Genomic DNA, 17037 nt, shown 5'->3' on the forward strand with positions numbered 1-17037 from the left:
GATGATAGCTTAAAAGCGGTATTCCCAGGTTGCTGCCAGGCTGCCGCGCTTAACGCGCAGTTCTGGCTGTGGCGATTTATCGAACGCCCGGCCTTCAATACTTAGCAAGCCGTTAAACAGCGGTTGGCGGTATTCCAGCCTTAACTGCCAGTTTTTCAGCTCGGAGCTGGCGGCAAGAAACTCACCACGCAACACACTAACCGCCCAGCTGTACCCGTCAAATGTCTGGTAGCGGTAACCTGCGGACAACACTCTGGCATCAGCGCCATAACCGCTGCCGATCACCCGGCCATAGCGGCGATAGCCTTGCGGATAAATGTCGCCTTCGTAGGCACAATCACCGGCCACCATTTGCTCTTCACAGCGAATATAGGTGTCTGACCATTCTAAATTCAGTGTATGCACAGCGCTTTCACTGCCAAAGAAAGTACGCACGCCATAAAGTTGCATGGGTTTGCCTAACTTGCGGCCACCGTTATCGTCTGCCAGCTCAGTATAAAAGCTAAACGGGCGGTTAAACAGATTGGTATGAAAAGTCAGATCCACTGCGGCCAGATTATCGGCGTTGTCATCATCATTTAATAACAACATATCACCGAAAGCATCCAGGCCGTTATCCAGTGTATCGCCGCCCCACTGGCTTACCCGCGACAAGCCAAGTTCCAGTTGCGGCAAGGGCCGGGCGCTGAAACGGGCACCAAAATGTTTAATCTGCTGCGGTATGCTGCTGTGCTCACCCTGGCCAATAAAGGTAGTAAAACTCCACGGGCCTAACCAGCTAAATAACATAGCATCACTTTTTTGCCAGCTGTGGCGGCTTAAGCGCAATGACGGGATCGGGCGGGCATTATTGGTTACCAGCAGCGAGGTTTGCTGGCCCGGCCCCCACCATAGTGGCTGTTGATCTAATGCCAGCACCCAGTTTCCGGCAATAACGGCCATATAGCTGCCGTCATACGTCAGCTCCTGCTCGTTACTGCCATCTTCCAGTTTGCGGTAGTTCACCTGAGTTTTTGCTGCCCAGTTATCGCCAAGATATTCTTTAAATACGCTGACACTAGCTTTATCAAAATAAGTTTCGCCAAAGCTTTGGTACAAAGACGGATCTGAGCTGGCTTTAAGTTTAATACCGGCAATATAGTTATGCTGGTTCGCATTTAAGGCTGAACGCACATGGGCCAGCGCAAAGCGCAGCTCTTCTGTGGGTTGCTCCTGCGCCGCTGCTAAATCGGCAACAATGTTTTTCCACATTAGCGGGTAGGTATTTACCGGGCCGGTAATTACACCGGCATGAGACAGTGTTTGCAGTGACTGGCGCAAATAGTTGTCTGTGGTATCTACCCAGGGCGCAGCCGCAGCTGGCACGGCAAACAGCAATACAGTCAATAAAGAGGGTTTGAAGGTCATAATTTAAATTTAGCTTTTAACGCCTGTTCAACATGGCAGGGCACGAAACTGGAAACATCGCCGCCATGGCGGCATACTTCTTTTACCAGCGTAGAGGAGATAAAGGTATTTTTTTCTGACGGCGTCATAAAAATACTGTCCAGCGCCGGGTTTAACTGGCGGTTCATACTGGCCAGCTGAAACTCATACTCAAAATCGGCGACAGCACGCACACCGCGGATCAGCACTTGTGCTGATTGATCTGCAGCAAATTTAGCCAGTAAGCCCGAGAAGCCAATAACACTGACATTACTGATGCCGGTAAAGGCCTGTTGTGCCAGAGCTACCCGTTCATCCAGACTAAATAGCGGCTGTTTACTGGGGTTAGCCGCTACTGCCACTATTACCTGATCAAATATACGGGCCGCCCGCTGTACTAAATCGGCATGTCCATTGGTAAGTGGGTCAAAGGTGCCTGGGTAAATAGCTTTTATTTTCATTGGGTTGTAAGCTTTCCTTGGCGAGGGTACAGCAGTGGCTGTCCTGCGACTAGAGTTTTTAGTCAATTTGGCGTTACTATAGCAAATTAATTTAGCTAACAATAAGCCTGTTTCGCAGATGGAAAAGAAGTTAAGAACTAAAGATAAAATTCTGCAAGCCAGCATAGAGCTGTTTAATCAGGTCGGTGAGCGTCAGGTCACTACCAATCATATTGCTGCCCACCTGGGCATTAGCCCGGGTAATCTGTATTACCATTTTCGTAATAAAGAAGACATCGTCCGGCAGATTTTTAAAGAGTATGCCAAATTGCTGGAAACCCGTATCAAGCCGCCATCGGATAAGGCTGAAGCCTTAGACGCACTGGCCTGTTATCTGGACGCGGTGTTTGAGCTGATGTGGCGCTTTCATTTCTTCTATGCCAATTTGCCGGATATTTTATCGCGCGATCCCGCCTTGCAACAAGACTACCTGCAAGTGCAGCAAGGCGTGCTGGCGCGCGTTATTGCCGTGCTAAAAGCGCTGAAGCAATCGGCTGTGATCCAGATTGACGATGACGACATTACTGATCTGGCGCACAGCATAAAATTATTGGTGACATTCTGGATCAGCTATCTGAAAACCCAGGCACCGGATCAAGCTATTGATCAGGCCAGCGTATATCAGGGAGTGCTTAAGGTATTGCTGTTATTTAAGCCTTATGCCACCGAGCAAGCCCGGCCACGTATCGCCCGTTTGCAGCAGCACTACGAAGCTCTGGCCCGGTAATACTTTTTAAATACTGATGTTTATGTAGTTTAAACTTTACATCAGCAGGTCTGAGCAGCGCTTTGGATAAGTTAAAAGCGCTGCAGGACAGCGCTATAAGCTTTACAATGGCGCCGTTTTTTCTGTTCTCTTACCCCCCGCAACAGGAGGCTTTATGCGCAATGGCGCTTTTCTGCAACATCTACAACAACAAATAGACGATGTGAAAGCAGAAGGTTTGTACAAAGCAGAACGTATTATTACGTCTCAACAAAGTGCCGACGTTACCGTTGGTGGCCAACAGGTACTGAATTTTTGCGCTAACAACTATTTAGGCCTGGCCAATCACCCGGATTTAATCGCCGCTGCACAACAGGGTTTAGCCAGCCATGGCTTTGGTGTAGCGTCTGTGCGCTTTATCTGCGGCACCCAGGATATTCATAAAACGCTGGAGCAAAATATCAGTGCGTTTTTAGGCACCGAAGACACCATTTTGTATTCCTCCTGCTTTGATGCTAACGGCGGCTTGTTTGAAACCATTTTAGGCGCTGAAGATGCGGTAATATCTGATGCACTCAACCATGCCTCTATTATTGACGGTGTGCGTTTGTGTAAAGCCAAACGTTACCGCTATGCCAATAACAATATGCAGGAACTCGAAGCGCAGTTAAAACAAGCCGATGCCGACGGCGCGCGCTTTAAGCTGATTGCCACCGACGGTGTGTTCTCGATGGATGGCGTCATCGCTGATCTGAAATCAGTTTGCGATCTGGCCGACAAATACGGCGCCATGGTCATGGTAGATGACAGCCATGCGGTAGGTTTTGTTGGTAAAAATGGCCGCGGCACCCATGAGTACTGTGATGTGATGAACCGCGTTGATATTATTACCGGTACCCTGGGTAAAGCCCTTGGCGGTGCGTCCGGTGGTTATACTTCGGGCAAAAAAGAAGTAATTGAATGGCTGCGGCAGCGTTCACGGCCATATTTGTTCTCTAACTCGCTGGCGCCGTCTATTGTCACCGCCTCTATCAAGGTGCTGGATATGCTGGCACAGGGCGATGAGCTGCGGGCTAAGCTGTGGGATAACGCCAATTACTTCCGTGAAAAAATGTCTGCTGCCGGCTTTACGCTGGCTGGTAAAGACCACGCTATTATTCCGGTAATGTTGGGCGATGCCAAGGTAGCGGCAGAAATGGCCAAACGTATGCTGGCCGAAGGCATTTACGTGGTGGGTTTCTCTTTCCCGGTGGTGCCAAAAGGCCAGGCGCGGATCCGCACACAAATTTCAGCAGCACATACAACAGAGCAACTGGATAAGGCGATTGCTGCCTTTATCCGCATTGGTAAAGACATGGGCGTGATCGCATAAGGGCGGGGCGTGAAAATGAAAGCATTAGCAAAGTTAAAAGCAGAACCTGGCATCTGGCAAACCGAAGTCGACAAGCCAGAGGTGGGCCCGAATGATGTGTTAATCCGCATTAAAAAAACCGCTATTTGTGGTACCGATGTACATATCTATAAGTGGGATGAGTGGGCGCAAAACACCATTCCACACGGCATGGTGGTAGGTCACGAATACGTGGGCGTAATAGAAGGCATGGGCTCGGAGGTACGCGGCTTCAACATTGGTGATCGCGTCTCCGGCGAAGGCCATATCACCTGCGGCTACTGCCGTAACTGCCGAGCTGGTAGGGTGCATTTGTGCCGCAATACTATTGGTGTTGGTGTAAACCGTGCCGGCTCTTTTGCTGAGTATCTGGTTATTCCGGCCTATAACGCCTTTAAACTGGCAGATAATATTCCGGATAACATCGCCGCTATTTTCGACCCGTTCGGTAATGCTGTACATACCGCCTTATCATTCGATTTAGTGGGTGAAGATGTACTGATCACCGGTGCCGGCCCCATCGGTATTATGGCTGCCGCAGTGGCGCGCCATGTTGGTGCCCGCCATGTGGTGATTACCGATGTAAACCCATACCGGCTGGAGCTGGCGCTGAAAATGGGCGCCACCCGCGCGGTGGATGTTAGCAAGCAAAATTTAAAAGACGTGATGAAAGAGCTGGGCATGACTGAAGGCTTTGATGTGGGCCTGGAAATGTCTGGTGTGCCGGCAGCGTTTCGCGCCATGCTGGATACGATGAACCACGGCGGCAAAATTGCCATGCTGGGTATTCCGCCTTCCGATATGGCAGTGGACTGGAATAAGGTGATTTTTAAAGGCCTGGTGATCAAAGGCATATACGGCCGTGAGATGTTTGAAACCTGGTATAAGATGGCCAGCTTAATTCAATCGGGGCTGGATTTAACGCCAATGGTAACACACGAGTTGCCGATGGAGCGTTTCCAGGAAGGCTTCGACATTATGTGCTCTGGCCAATCCGGTAAAGTGGTACTGAACTGGTCTTAATAGAGTGAAATGAGCTAACCGCAACACAAAAGCGAACTGAGGTTCGCTTTTTTTATGTCTGTTTTTTTGCCAGTAACATAAAGTTACAAATGTATCTTTAAATTTATTTTAATTAAAGTTCTGATTTAATTGATTTTTATGAGTTGGATTGGTTTATGCATTGTACCGTTGCAAGCTATTGCATTTACTACAACCAATAACAAAATTCAGAGGTATATCCATGTTGAAGTCTATATTGTTTGCTCTATCAGCTTTGGTACTGAGCAGTCTTGCATTGCCAAAGACCGTGCAGGCCGCACCTATCATGACACAAGAATTCCTGTTTGAAGATGGCACCAGCTTTGGTGTGTTATCTGTTGATCTGGATAACATTGACGAGTTCGGTCATGTACTTCAGTGGGAAACATTTGAGCTGTTCGGTTTTACCATCGGTGAGAGCTTCCTGTTTCTGGCAGAATATAACCCGTTAAATCTGGCTGCGGGTTTTACCTTCTTAAACTTCGACGTAAATGATATCTCCAACTCTTTTGCTTTCCAGGGCTTCTGGGACAGCGCTTTGGGTGAAGGTTTCATGGATATTTTCAGCACTGATGGTCAATTCCTTGATGCCGGTCCTTTCTACTTAAGTAACGTTACTTTAGTGTCTGAACCAGCAACTTTGTTTTTGATGTTGGCTGCTGTTGGTGGTTTGTTACTGCGCCGCCGCCAAGGTTAAGTGTCAGCTTTTTTATCAGTGATATTATTTGTGGTTAACAACTATGGTAGCTTGTTCACACATGTTGTCTCTGCTGTAAGGGACAGCATGGCTACCATGCTTGTGTTTGTAACCCATATTTAAGTGTCTGCTTTTTATACATGTCTGCCAGGCTGCTTTTGCGTTAAGGCGTGTTGTTGGCAGAGATAAAGCAAACCAGGTTGAAAGAATCCAGGTTAAAAATAGTGCTCGAATAAATATCGTCAGCTGCCGTGATAAATGTACAGCGCTGGTTTAACAAAACCTTGCTGCTTGTGTTCACTGCTGTGATGGGTAATAAAAATAAACGGAGATATTACATGCGATTTAACAGAATTATGTCCAGAACTGCATTAGCAGTTGCGGTAGCGGTTGGCGCGGTCCACGCCAATGCACTGGCAAACCAGTATGAAGTGACCATTGATCCAAGCCAGCTGCGTCAGCTAGCTGGTGAGGACACAGAAGCTGCACCTTATATTGTGCAGGTTAAAGGTAAAAGTGGCGTAGAAAGAGCAGAAGAACTTGGCGAACTATTACCGGCCAGGCAATCAGTAACTCAGGCATTGAACCGCTATAATGCCGGCTCAGCCCGTATGCAAAGCTATACCAACAGCTTAAAAGCCTTTCACCAACAACTGGCGGCACAAACCGGTGGCGTTGAGGTTATTTATTCTTACACCCACACTTTCAATGGCTTCTCTGCCAAAATGACGTCAGCACAAGCTGAAGCAATGCGCAGTTTGCCAAATGTTATTGGCGTATGGCGTGATGAAGCTCAGCAACTGACCACTTCAAATACACCAGCGTTTCTGGAACTGACAGGCACACCAGAAGGTTTACACACGTTAGGTGTGAAAGGCGAAGATATTGTTATTGGTATTGTTGACAGCGGTATTTGGCCAGAGCACCCGAGTTTTGCTGATGATGGCTCATACGGCCCGCTGGCAGGGTGGACTGGCACATGTGATGTAGGTGAAGATGCTAATTTTAGCTGTAGCAATAAACTGATTGGCGCTCGCTACTATAAAAACTCTTTTGAAAGCGTGTATCAGTTACAGCCGGGTGAGTTTGTATCGCCACGTGATGCCGATAACCATGGTACTCACGTTGCATCAACCGCTGGTGGTAATGAAGGTGTAACCGCAGTATTTAATGGTACTCCTGTTGCGACAGTATCAGGTATCGCGCCGCGCGCACGTATTGCTATGTATAAAGCCTGCTGGAACAGTACCTATGTTAGCCCAACTGGTGTGAGGGAGCGCGGCTGTTTCTATGGCGATACCATGGCCGCTATTGATCAGGCCGTAGCTGATGGTGTTGACGTTATTAACTATTCTATCGGCGGTAGTTTAACCGATTTAACCACCTTAGCTGTGGCAGCCAAGTTGCGTGCTACTCAGGCTGGCGTATTTGTTGCCGTGTCGGCCGGTAACGATGGCCCGGGTGCAGGTACTATTGGTACTCCGGCACCGTGGGTAACCACGGTTGCGGCATCTACTTATACTGGTACCAGTATTGCCAACGGTATTGAGGTACTGGCAGGCCCATTGCAGGGTACTTATATTGCCGTTGAAGGCGGTACTTCCAGGCCATTAAAAGAAACCGGCGCTGTTACCGCAGATGTAGTAGTAGCGGCTCCACTGGACGGCTGTACGGCACTGACTAATACAGCAAACATCACTGGCAAATTTGCATTGATACAGCGCGGTAGCTGTGACTTTACCATTAAGCTGGGTAACGCTCAGGCTGCCGGTGCTGCAGGTGTTATCGTATATAATAACGTCGCGGGTTCTCCTATTGTTATGGGTGGCACAGGCAGTGTAAATATCCCTGCAGTTATGACTACGCTCAGTGCTGGCAACGCTTTTAATACTGAGGTAACCGCTGGTGGCACCGTCACTGTTACCATGAGTCCGTCAGTGTTTGTTACCGACGTGCCCGAAATAGGCAACCTGGTGGCAGACTTTTCGTCACGTGGGCCTAACTTAGCAACGTCTGATGTTATCAAACCTGATATTACTGCACCGGGCGTTAAAATCCTGGCTGGCGCGTCATCGCAGCCGATGTTAGCTGCGCATGGCAACAGTTTTACCTATTTGCAGGGCACCTCTATGTCAAGCCCGCATATTGCTGGTATGGCTGCGCTGATAAAAGAAAATAACCCAAGCTGGACACCAGCAATGATTAAATCTGCGCTGATGACTACTGCACGGCAGAATTTAACCAAACAAAATGGTGTAACACCTGCCGATCCGTTTGATTTTGGTGCTGGCCATGCGGTACCAAACAAAGCAACTAACCCAGGTTTAACTTACGACATCAGTAACCTGGATTACTTTGCTTTCCTGTGTGGTGTGGGTAATCGTGCCTTTGTTCTGAGCGCGAGTGGTTTCTCTTGTGATGCGTTTGAAGCGGCGAATTACAACACTGACCCAAGTCAGCTGAACCTGCCATCTCTGGCAATTGGCGAGCTGTCTGGTACAGAAACTTTATACCGTGAAGTAACCGATGTAAGTGGTTCAGCCTCGGTTTACACTGCAACAATTGAAGCACCTGCCGGTGTTGATGTTACTGTAGTGGGGGGCAATAACATGTCAGTGCCTGCCAATGGTAAAGCTGCGTATGGCTTAACCTTTAAACCAAACCAAAGCGCTGTTATCGGGCAATGGGTGTTTGGTGCTATTACCTGGTCTGACGGTGTGCACAGCGTACGCAGCCCGATCGCGGTCAGAGTGGTTCCACCGAAACTGATTGAAGCACCAGCAAATATTACTGCGTCGGTAGTCGCTAAAGCTGGCCGGATTAATTTCCCGGTGACAATGAATTACACTGGCAATACCAGTGCCAGTATTGTTGGCCTGACTGCACCTGCAGGTTCCAGCCGCACCATTCCGCAGGATCCTGATAGTAATTTCAGTTTTAATGAGCCAGGTTTAGGTTTACATACATTTGAAGTGCCAGCTGGTACCCGAGTATTACGTTTCAGCTTGTATGAGGCCTTGGCCAGTGTGCCAGGGGCTGATTTAGATATGTACGTATACCGTTGTATTGCGTCGTCTTGCACCGCTGTAGGATCTTCAGCCAGTGGTGGCGGTAATGAGCAAGTAACATTACTGGATCCTGCACCTGCGGCTAATGGCGCTGCCGGTAACTTCTATCTGGTATTTGTGCATGCTTACGATCTGTTAGGTCAGGCTACGGTTAACTACACTATGCCATTATGGATAGTGGGTACCGATGCAGGCAATACCAGAGTAGCTGCCAGCACCAGGGCGATTGAAGGGCGTGCTAACCAGGTTACGTTACAAACGTCTAACCTGACTGCCAGCCCATTCCCATATCTGGGTGTGGTGTCGTTTAAAGGTGCTGATGGCCTTGAACAGGCAACAACACTGCTGGAAGTAACAGCAAACTGATTATGTAGTAATTAAAGGGGCCCGGTTGCAATACCGGGCTTTTTTTTAACTAAAATTGCCGCTGTACGGCTTAATAAGCTGGCCTATACTGAATAAGCGACTTATAACGCCCGGGAACGGCTGGGAGCTTGTTGTGCTGACAGCTAGACGTAGTCAACCGCGGCAACTATTGTGGCTTAACTTACTGCTACTAATGGCTGCCTTAGTAAGTATTTATGCGAGTGCCGATACAGTACCCCGTACTGAAGCATCAGGCCCCGTTGATTACAAGCAGATTGTTATGTTGTTATTGTTGTTGCTGGTTATCGCATTACTCAGTTTTGTTACCCTCAGATTTCGTCGCATGGCTGCTGCCTTGCGAGCCGAAATAGCCCGCCATGCGCAAACCGAACAACAGCTGATCGAGCGTAATAAAGAGCTGTTGCAACTGGCAAGTACGGATCTGCTTACCGGTTTATTAAACCGGCGCGCCGTTATGCTGCAGGCCCTGAGTGAACTGCGTCGGGCTAAGCGCTACCAGAAAGATCTGGCCGTGCTAATGCTGGACATCGATCACTTTAAACAAATTAATGACCAATATGGTCATGCAGCCGGTGACAAAGTGTTGCGTGATTTTGCCGTGCTATGTCAACAGAGTATCCGTGACACCGATTTGCTCGGGCGCTACGGTGGTGAAGAGTTTATTCTGGTATTGCCGGAAATTGATTTGCAAACCGCTATTTTGTCAGCCGAGCGGATCCGTATGACAGTCTCACAACATCACTTTACTCTTACCGACAACACAGTGCTGCAACTTAGTTGCAGCATTGGTATTGCCATGTACCTGCCGGAGCGCGACGATCTGGATAAGCTGTTATTAAGGGCTGATCAGGCGTTATATCAGGCCAAGCATCAGGGCCGTAATCGCTGTGCCGTGCAGCAATAGTAACTGCAAATACTAAATTGCCGGTTATACTGGCAATCTGCTTAATAAAGGATGTTGTGTTATGTTGTGTTGTCGTTTGTTGCTGGCAACCATATTGGTTACAGCAATAATCAGTGTTCAGGTTAAGGCACAAACCCGCTTTCGTGACACTATTCAAATTGCTGGCTCTTCAACTATGTTGCCCTTTGTCTCTATCGCTGCAGAAGAGTTTGGCTACAGTTTTGCTCAGTTTCGGGTACCTGTTGTAGGCTCGGGTGGTTCAGCAGGTGGCTTACGGCAGTTTTGTCAGGGTGTGGGCAGCCACACTATTGATATTGCCAATACATCCAGGCCTATGCGCCCGGCCGAGCTGGCAGCCTGTAAAGCCAATGGGGTAGAGCAAATTCTTGAAATTACGCTGGGTTACGACGCTATTGTGTTTGCTTCGCGTATCGACGCGGCAGCCTTTAATCTTACCCCTGTACAAATTTTTCTGGCGCAGGCTGCTCAGGTGCCGTCGGCAAAGGGGATGATTGCTAACCCTTATAAGCGTTGGTCTGATATCGACACTAGCTTGCCTGAACAACAAATTGTATTGGCAATTCCTGGCACAAATCATGGTACGCGCGAAATTTATGAAGAAGATATTATATTACCGGGCTGTCTGACAATGCCAGCAGTGCAACAACTTGAACCTCAGGCCCAGCCCGGTTTTTGTAGTGCAATACGCAAAGACGGCAGAGTAATTGAAATTGCCGGAGATTACACCGAAACTCTGGCCCGGCTAGACGCTCAGCATGACGCTGTTGGGGTGTTTGGTGTCAGCTTTTATCAGGCTAACCGCGATCGCATTAAAGTGGCGGCTATTTCCGGTGTGCTGCCCACTACGGAAACTATTTTAGCCGGTGAGTATCCACTAACCCGGCCGCTATATTTTTATGTCAAGTTGGCACATGTCGGGCTAACTCCCGGGCTGCTAGAGTTTAGCCGTTATCTGACAAGCGATGCGGTGTCCGGCGAAGACAGCCCGCTGCAAGACGCCGGTTTAATTCCGCTGATGCCAGAGCAGCGCCAGAAAATGCTGCAGCGAATTATTACGCAACAATCGCTTTAATACGGGCAATAGATAAACAATGCAAAAAATATTGTTTGTCATATTGCTGCAATAATCATCAAGCACACTGCACCTCGTCAAAGTAATCCAATACTTATACTTAACGAGGACATCATCATGACATTGAATAACTTAACCAAACTGGTTCTGGCAAGTGCAGTAGCACTGAGCTTCAGCACTGTTGCGCAAACAAGCGGCCGTGACACTATCCAGGTGGCAGGTTCGTCAACCGTATTACCTTTTTCTTCTGTTGCTGCTGAAGAGTTCGGTAACAATTTTGCTCAGTTTAAAACGCCGGTAGTAGGTTCAGGCGGTTCTTCAGGTGGTTTACGCCAGTTCTGCCAGGGCGTTGGTACCAGCACTATTGATATTGCTAACTCATCACGCGCTATTCGCCCGGCAGAAGTTGAAGCCTGTAAAGCGAACGGTGTAAATCAGATCGTTGAAGTGAAAATTGGTTACGACGGTATTGTGTTTGCTTCGCGCATTGATGCAGGTGACTTCAAACTGGAGCCTAAACACGTCTTTTTAGCGCAGGCTGCTCAGGTACCACAGAACGGTAAAATGGTAGCAAACCCTTATACCCGCTGGTCACAAATTGATAAGTCTTTACCAGATCAGGCTATCTTATTAGCTATTCCTGGTTCTAACCATGGTACCCGCGAAGTTTACGAAGAAAAGGTTGTAGTACCAGGTTGCCAAACGTTTGCTGAAGTAAAAGCGTTATCAAAAGATGACGCCGGTAAGTTCTGTCTGGCGATGCGTACCGACGGTAGCGTAGTAGAAATTGCTGGTGACTACACTGAGACTCTGGCGCGTCTGCAAGCACAAAAAGATGCTGTTGGTGTGTTTGGTTTAAGTTTCTACGAAGCCAACCGTGACCGTATCAAAGTAGCAACAGTATCAGGTGTTGTGCCTACACTGGACAGCATCATTGCCGGTGAATACCCAGTATCACGCCCGCTGTTTTTCTATGTTAAAGGCGAGCACATTGGGGTAGTTCCAGGCTTACAGCAGTTTGCTGAATACTTTGTGTCTGAAGCGGCTTCAGGCTTTGGCAGCCCGTTAGAAGCTGCTGGTCTTATCCCGCTGGCTGATGCTGAGCGTGCTGAGATCCTGAAAAACATCCGCGCGAAGAAAACCCTGTAATATTACTGTGGTGTAGTTAAAAAGAGCTGGCTTGCCAGCTCTTTTTCTTGTTGTCATAAAACTGCAATTATTTGCAATTACACTTGTGCCACTGGTTCGTCATGCTCAATCAGACGCTTAATTGGAGCAACCATGAGTAATATTTCGTTGATCGTACTGTTACTGGCACTGATGGCAATTGCTTATCAGGTTGGTATGGTGCGCAGTCGCAAGGTCGCGACGATAAACCCCGGTGTGCGCATGCACTCAAGGCCACAACACTACGGCATGATGGTTGGGCTGTGGGCTGTATTACCGGCTTTTTTTGTATTGTTAATATGGGCCTGGTTTGCTCCGGGTGTCATAAACACCATGGTGCAAGCCAGCTTACCTGCTGAATTCGCCACTTTGGATGGCAATGGAATGCGCATTGTGATGCGCCGGATCAGTAACCTGGCTGCTAATTTTGGCATCGTTGCCGATGCGGCCGACTGGGAACTGGTTGCCGCTGAATATATGAAGCAGTTGCAACATAGCAGTACCATGTTGCTAACCGCGCTCATGGCGACATTGGCGTCGGCAGGGTTGGTGATTAGCTTCTACAAAATTCAACCACAACTGCGCGCCCGCCATCAGGTAGAGCGGGTAGTAAAAGTATTACTGGTGCTGTGTTCTACCGTCGCCGTGCTGACTACTGTTGGTATAGTGTTATCGATGGTAGGCGAAACGATGAAGTTTTTCAGTTTTATTAAACCATCAGACTTCTTCTTCGGTACTACCTGGAACCCACGTTTTTCCACTACCGGGGTTGGCGAAGGCTCACTTACCGGCAGTCAGGGTAGCTTCGGTCTGTTGCCATTGTTGTCGGGTACTATGCTGGTAGCGTTTATTGCGCTGGTGGTTGCTATACCGCTTGGTTTGATGGTAGCGATTTATTTATCTGAGTATGCACCGGCGAAATTCCGCGCCACTGCCAAGCCTGTTATTGAAGTGCTGGCCGGTATTCCAACCATAGTGTACGGCTTTTTCGCATTGGTTACAGTGGGGCCCTTTCTAACCGATTTTGGCGCTATGCTGGGGCTGACGATCCGCGCGACTTCGGCGCTTACTGCCGGTGTGGTAATGGGGATTATGATTATTCCGTTTATCTCATCGCTGACAGACGACATTATTACTCAGGTGCCAAAAACCATGCGCGATGGTTCGTTGGGGCTGGGGGCGACTAAATCAGAAACCATTCTTAAAGTAGTGTTGCCTGCGGCATTGCCTGGCATTGTCGGGGCGGTGTTGCTGGCCGCCAGCCGTGCTATCGGTGAAACCATGATCGTGGTATTAGCGGCAGGTAATAGCCCGGCGCTGACTGCCAACCCGTTTGAAGCGGTGTCGACAGTTACCGTAACCATAGTTAACCAGTTAACCGGCGACAACGATTTTGCCAGCCCGCAATCACTGGTGGCTTTTGCCCTGGGTTTAACCTTGTTTGTTATCACGCTGCTGCTGAATGTGATGGCTCTGGTTATCGTCCGTAAATACCGTGAACAATACGAGTAACTGAGTATGAAAGTAGCAGAACCTCTTATCAAGCCGGTAATAACAGCTGGCACAGTACAACAAAAAGTGACAGCCTCACTTGGCCGGCGGCACCGTAAAGAGCGCGTATTTAAAGGCTTTGGCCTGGCCGCCGTGCTCGCTAGTCTGGCTTTGGTGTTGATTTTGTTTGTTAATATTTTCTCCAAAGGTTTGCCGGCATTCTGGCAATCGGCCATTACGCTGGATATTTATTTTGACCCGCAAGTGGTTAAGATCAGCGAAAAACCGGTGCAAGCTGCAAACGAAAGCGACAACGCCTTTCGTCAGCGCGATATTGAATGGCAAACTGAAGTGGGCTTTATCAATTTCAACCGCCTAATCACCGACAGCCTGGAAAAAGTATTGCCTGATGCCACACAGCACCGGCGCGATCTGCAACGTTTAGTGACATCTGGTGAGCGTTTTGCGCTGCGCGATATGGTGGTGCAGGATACCAGCATTATTGGCCAGACCCGCACTTTACACTTACTGACCGACGCTAATATTGATGTTTGGCTAAAGGGTAATATTGACCGCAGCTTACCTGATACTATGCAGCAATTAAGCCCGAAAATGCGCGAATGGGTGCAGCAATTGTCAGAGCAAGGCCTGATACAAAACCGCTTTAGTTTTGCGCTGTTTATGAATGCAGATTCACGTAGCTCGCTGGCATCGGCGGGTTTAGCCGGTGCCTTTATGGGCTCGTTGTATATGATGCTGGTGGTTATTATCCTGGCGGTGCCTATGGGGGTTGCCGCAGCAATTTACCTGGAAGAATTTGCCCCGAAGAACCGTTTCACCGATTTTGTTGAAGTAAATATCAACAACCTGGCGGCAGTGCCTTCTATCGTATTTGGTTTGCTTGGTGCTTCGGTGTTTATTGGCTGGTTTAATCTGCCCATGTCGGCGCCTATTGTGGGCGGTTTGGTACTGTCGCTGATGACATTACCCACGGTTATAATTGCCACCCGTTCTACGCTAAAGGCTATACCACCCTCGATCCGCCAGGCTGCACTTGGGCTTGGTGCGTCAAAAATGCAGGCTATTTTTCACCATGTGTTGCCGCTGGCGATACCGGGCATTTTAACCGGCGCTATCCTGGGGGTGGCACAAGCACTGGGTGAGGCCGCACCGTTGTTACTGATAGGGATGAAATCCTTTGTTGCCGCCGTGCCAGGCTCGCCGTTTGATCAGTCTACGGCTTTGCCGGTGCAGATTTTCCTGTGGCAGGGTAATGAATTACGTAACTTCTTTGAAGCAAGAACCTCAGCCGCCATTATTGTATTGCTGGCACTGATGATTTCATTAAACGCACTGGCGATCTGGCTGCGTAAAAAATACGAAAAACGCTGGTAATAGCTATGAATATGATGAATAACAACGCTTTACTCACAAAACCTGATTTAACAGCAGCGGAACTTACTATGAGCAATGTAGCGCAGGACAATGCAACTAACCTTAAAATCATCGCGCGTGACGTTAAGGTGTTTTATGGTCAGGCTGAGGCTGTAAAAGGTATTAGTATGGACATTGCCCAGAACGAAGTTGTCGCCTTTATCGGCCCGTCTGGCTGTGGTAAATCCACCTTTTTGCGCTGTTTTAACCGTATGAACGACACCATAGAGCATTGTCGGGTTACCGGTTTAATTGAAATGGCAGGCCTGAATATTCACGACCCGGCGCTGGACGTAGTGCAGCTGCGGGCGCAGGTAGGTATGGTGTTTCAAAAGCCAAACCCGTTTCCAAAATCAATTTATGAAAACATTGCCTATGGCCCGAGATTACACGGCCTGGCAGAGCGCAAAGCCGATCTGGATGATATTGTTGAATCAAGCCTGCGCCGCGCCGGTTTATGGAACGAAGTAAAGGATCGTCTGGATCAGCCCGGTACGGGATTGTCTGGCGGCCAGCAGCAGCGTTTATGTATTGCCCGTACCATAGCGGTTAGCCCGGAAGTGATCCTGATGGATGAACCCTGTTCAGCGCTTGATCCTATTGCAACCTCTATTATTGAAGAGCTGATTGACGAGCTGAAGCAGAATTTCACCATTGTCATGGTGACGCATAATATGCAGCAGGCAGCGCGGGTATCTGATAAAACGGCGTTTTTCCATCTGGGTGAGCTGGTTGAGATGGGGCCGACGAATGAGCTGTTTACCAACCCGCAAAATAAGCGTACGGAAGACTATATTACCGGCCGTTATGGTTAATCTGGCTTGTTAACCCTTTATTGCTATTTCTGACAGGAGACTGGCGTTATGCCAAATAACAAGATCGGTGGCCATTACTCACAGGCCTATGATGAAGAACTACAACAGGCAGTAGACCGTCTGGTAGATATGGGCGGGTTGGTATTGCAACAATTGCGCGATAGCATGGCTGCTTTTACTACCGCGGATGTTGTACTGGCAAAACAGGTTAAAAAAGGCGACCGTCAGGTAAATAGCTTTGAAGTGGATATCGATGAGCATTGCCTGGATATTCTGGCGCGCCGTCAACCTGCAGCGACAGATCTACGCCTGGTATTGTCGGTACTCAAAAGTATTAACGATGTGGAACGTATTGGCGATCAGGCCAAGCGTATTGCCAAAACCCTGCTTAAAGATGAACAGGGAAGCCGGCCAAGTGCAGAGCAACTGGCTGAGCTCAATGGCATGAGTGCAAAAGTGCAACTGATGTTGCAGCATGCTTTGCTGGCGTTTCAGCAAATTGATGCTGATAAAGCGCTAAATGTGCTGCGTGAAGACAAAGCGATTGACGACGACTACAGCCGTATTATGCAGCAGAGTCTTAGCGCCATGATGCATGACTCACAACAGATCAGTGTGAGTTTGCAGATTTCCAACGTGGCCAAAGCACTGGAGCGGGTTGGCGATCATAGCCGTAATATTTGCCAGCATGCTATTTTCCTGAGCAAAGGCCGCAATGTAGCGCATCTGAACGATGATGAGCTGCAACAAATCGTTGAGAAAAAACGCGATTAGTTAAGACTGTGGAGTAAATAGTTTTTGTTATCGGCCACACTATAAATGTAACTATAGCCATACCCCTTGTTTAAAACGCCAGCCATTGTGCTGGCGTTTTCTTTATTATGGCTCAGCATAACATAACATGTTGTTTTTAAATCAT

At 48.5% G+C, this 17037-nt stretch carries 14 protein-coding genes; 12 read left to right on the forward strand and 2 right to left on the reverse strand.

The genetic code is table 11. From position 1 onward, the window contains the following. Positions 1-9 precede the first annotated feature (9 nt). On the reverse strand, positions 10-1407 hold the full coding sequence (locus BLW68_RS01450; protein WP_092789425.1) for a capsule assembly Wzi family protein: 1398 nt from the start codon (positions 1405-1407) through the stop codon (positions 10-12). Then, positions 1404-1886, reverse strand: coding sequence for a pantetheine-phosphate adenylyltransferase (coaD, locus tag BLW68_RS01455; RefSeq protein ID WP_092789427.1), 483 nt, complete (start codon positions 1884-1886; stop codon positions 1404-1406). Before coaD ends, BLW68_RS01450 begins: the two co-directional genes overlap by 4 nt. Positions 1887-2004: 118 nt before the next feature. On the opposite strand from coaD, the gene BLW68_RS01460 reads away from it, so the two are divergent. From BLW68_RS01460 to phoU, 12 genes are all read left to right on the forward strand, one after another. Continuing rightward, positions 2005-2652 (forward strand): TetR/AcrR family transcriptional regulator, encoded by a 648-nt coding sequence (locus BLW68_RS01460; protein WP_092789429.1) that lies wholly within the window; start codon positions 2005-2007, stop codon positions 2650-2652. A gap of 154 nt (positions 2653-2806) precedes the next feature. Beyond that, positions 2807-4003, forward strand: coding sequence for a glycine C-acetyltransferase (locus BLW68_RS01465; protein WP_092789431.1), 1197 nt, complete (start codon positions 2807-2809; stop codon positions 4001-4003). A 15-nt stretch (positions 4004-4018) separates the two neighbouring features. Continuing rightward, positions 4019-5044 carry an L-threonine 3-dehydrogenase gene (tdh, locus tag BLW68_RS01470; RefSeq protein WP_068228161.1) on the forward strand — a complete coding sequence of 342 codons (1026 nt, stop codon included), beginning with the start codon at positions 4019-4021 and terminating at the stop codon, positions 5042-5044. 220 nt (positions 5045-5264) lie between these two features. Then, the gene (locus BLW68_RS01475) at positions 5265-5759 is read left to right on the forward strand and encodes a PEP-CTERM sorting domain-containing protein (RefSeq protein ID WP_092789433.1); all 495 of its coding nucleotides are present in this window, start codon (positions 5265-5267) and stop codon (positions 5757-5759) included. Positions 5760-6097: 338 nt separating this feature from the next. Next, positions 6098-9193: a S8 family serine peptidase gene (locus BLW68_RS21530; protein WP_092789896.1), complete on the forward strand. Its 3096-nt coding sequence runs from the start codon at positions 6098-6100 to the stop codon at positions 9191-9193. A 280-nt stretch (positions 9194-9473) separates the two neighbouring features. Continuing rightward, positions 9474-10118, forward strand: coding sequence for a GGDEF domain-containing protein (locus BLW68_RS01485; RefSeq protein WP_177172124.1), 645 nt, complete (start codon positions 9474-9476; stop codon positions 10116-10118). Between the two features lie 61 nt (positions 10119-10179). After that, entirely contained in the window at positions 10180-11211 is a 1032-nt protein-coding gene (locus BLW68_RS01490) for a substrate-binding domain-containing protein (protein ID WP_092789437.1), read from the forward strand. Positions 11212-11328: 117 nt separating this feature from the next. Next, a complete protein-coding gene (locus tag BLW68_RS01495; protein ID WP_092789439.1) occupies positions 11329-12360 on the forward strand; it encodes a substrate-binding domain-containing protein in 1032 nt (343 codons plus the stop codon). A 132-nt stretch (positions 12361-12492) separates the two neighbouring features. After that, positions 12493-13890 (forward strand): phosphate ABC transporter permease subunit PstC, encoded by a 1398-nt coding sequence (gene pstC / locus BLW68_RS01500; protein WP_092789441.1) that lies wholly within the window; start codon positions 12493-12495, stop codon positions 13888-13890. Positions 13891-13896: 6 nt separating this feature from the next. After that, positions 13897-15264, forward strand: a complete 1368-nt coding sequence (pstA, locus tag BLW68_RS01505; protein ID WP_092789443.1) for a phosphate ABC transporter permease PstA — start codon at positions 13897-13899, stop codon at positions 15262-15264. 68 nt (positions 15265-15332) lie between these two features. Beyond that, positions 15333-16118, forward strand: coding sequence for a phosphate ABC transporter ATP-binding protein PstB (gene pstB, locus BLW68_RS01510; RefSeq protein ID WP_177172125.1), 786 nt, complete (start codon positions 15333-15335; stop codon positions 16116-16118). 48 nt (positions 16119-16166) lie between these two features. Beyond that, positions 16167-16892: a phosphate signaling complex protein PhoU gene (phoU, locus tag BLW68_RS01515; RefSeq protein WP_092789445.1), complete on the forward strand. Its 726-nt coding sequence runs from the start codon at positions 16167-16169 to the stop codon at positions 16890-16892. Positions 16893-17037 lie beyond the last annotated feature (145 nt).

The sequence above is a fragment of the Rheinheimera pacifica genome (assembly GCF_900108485.1).
GTDB classification, from domain to species: domain Bacteria; phylum Pseudomonadota; class Gammaproteobacteria; order Enterobacterales; family Alteromonadaceae; genus Alishewanella; species Alishewanella pacifica.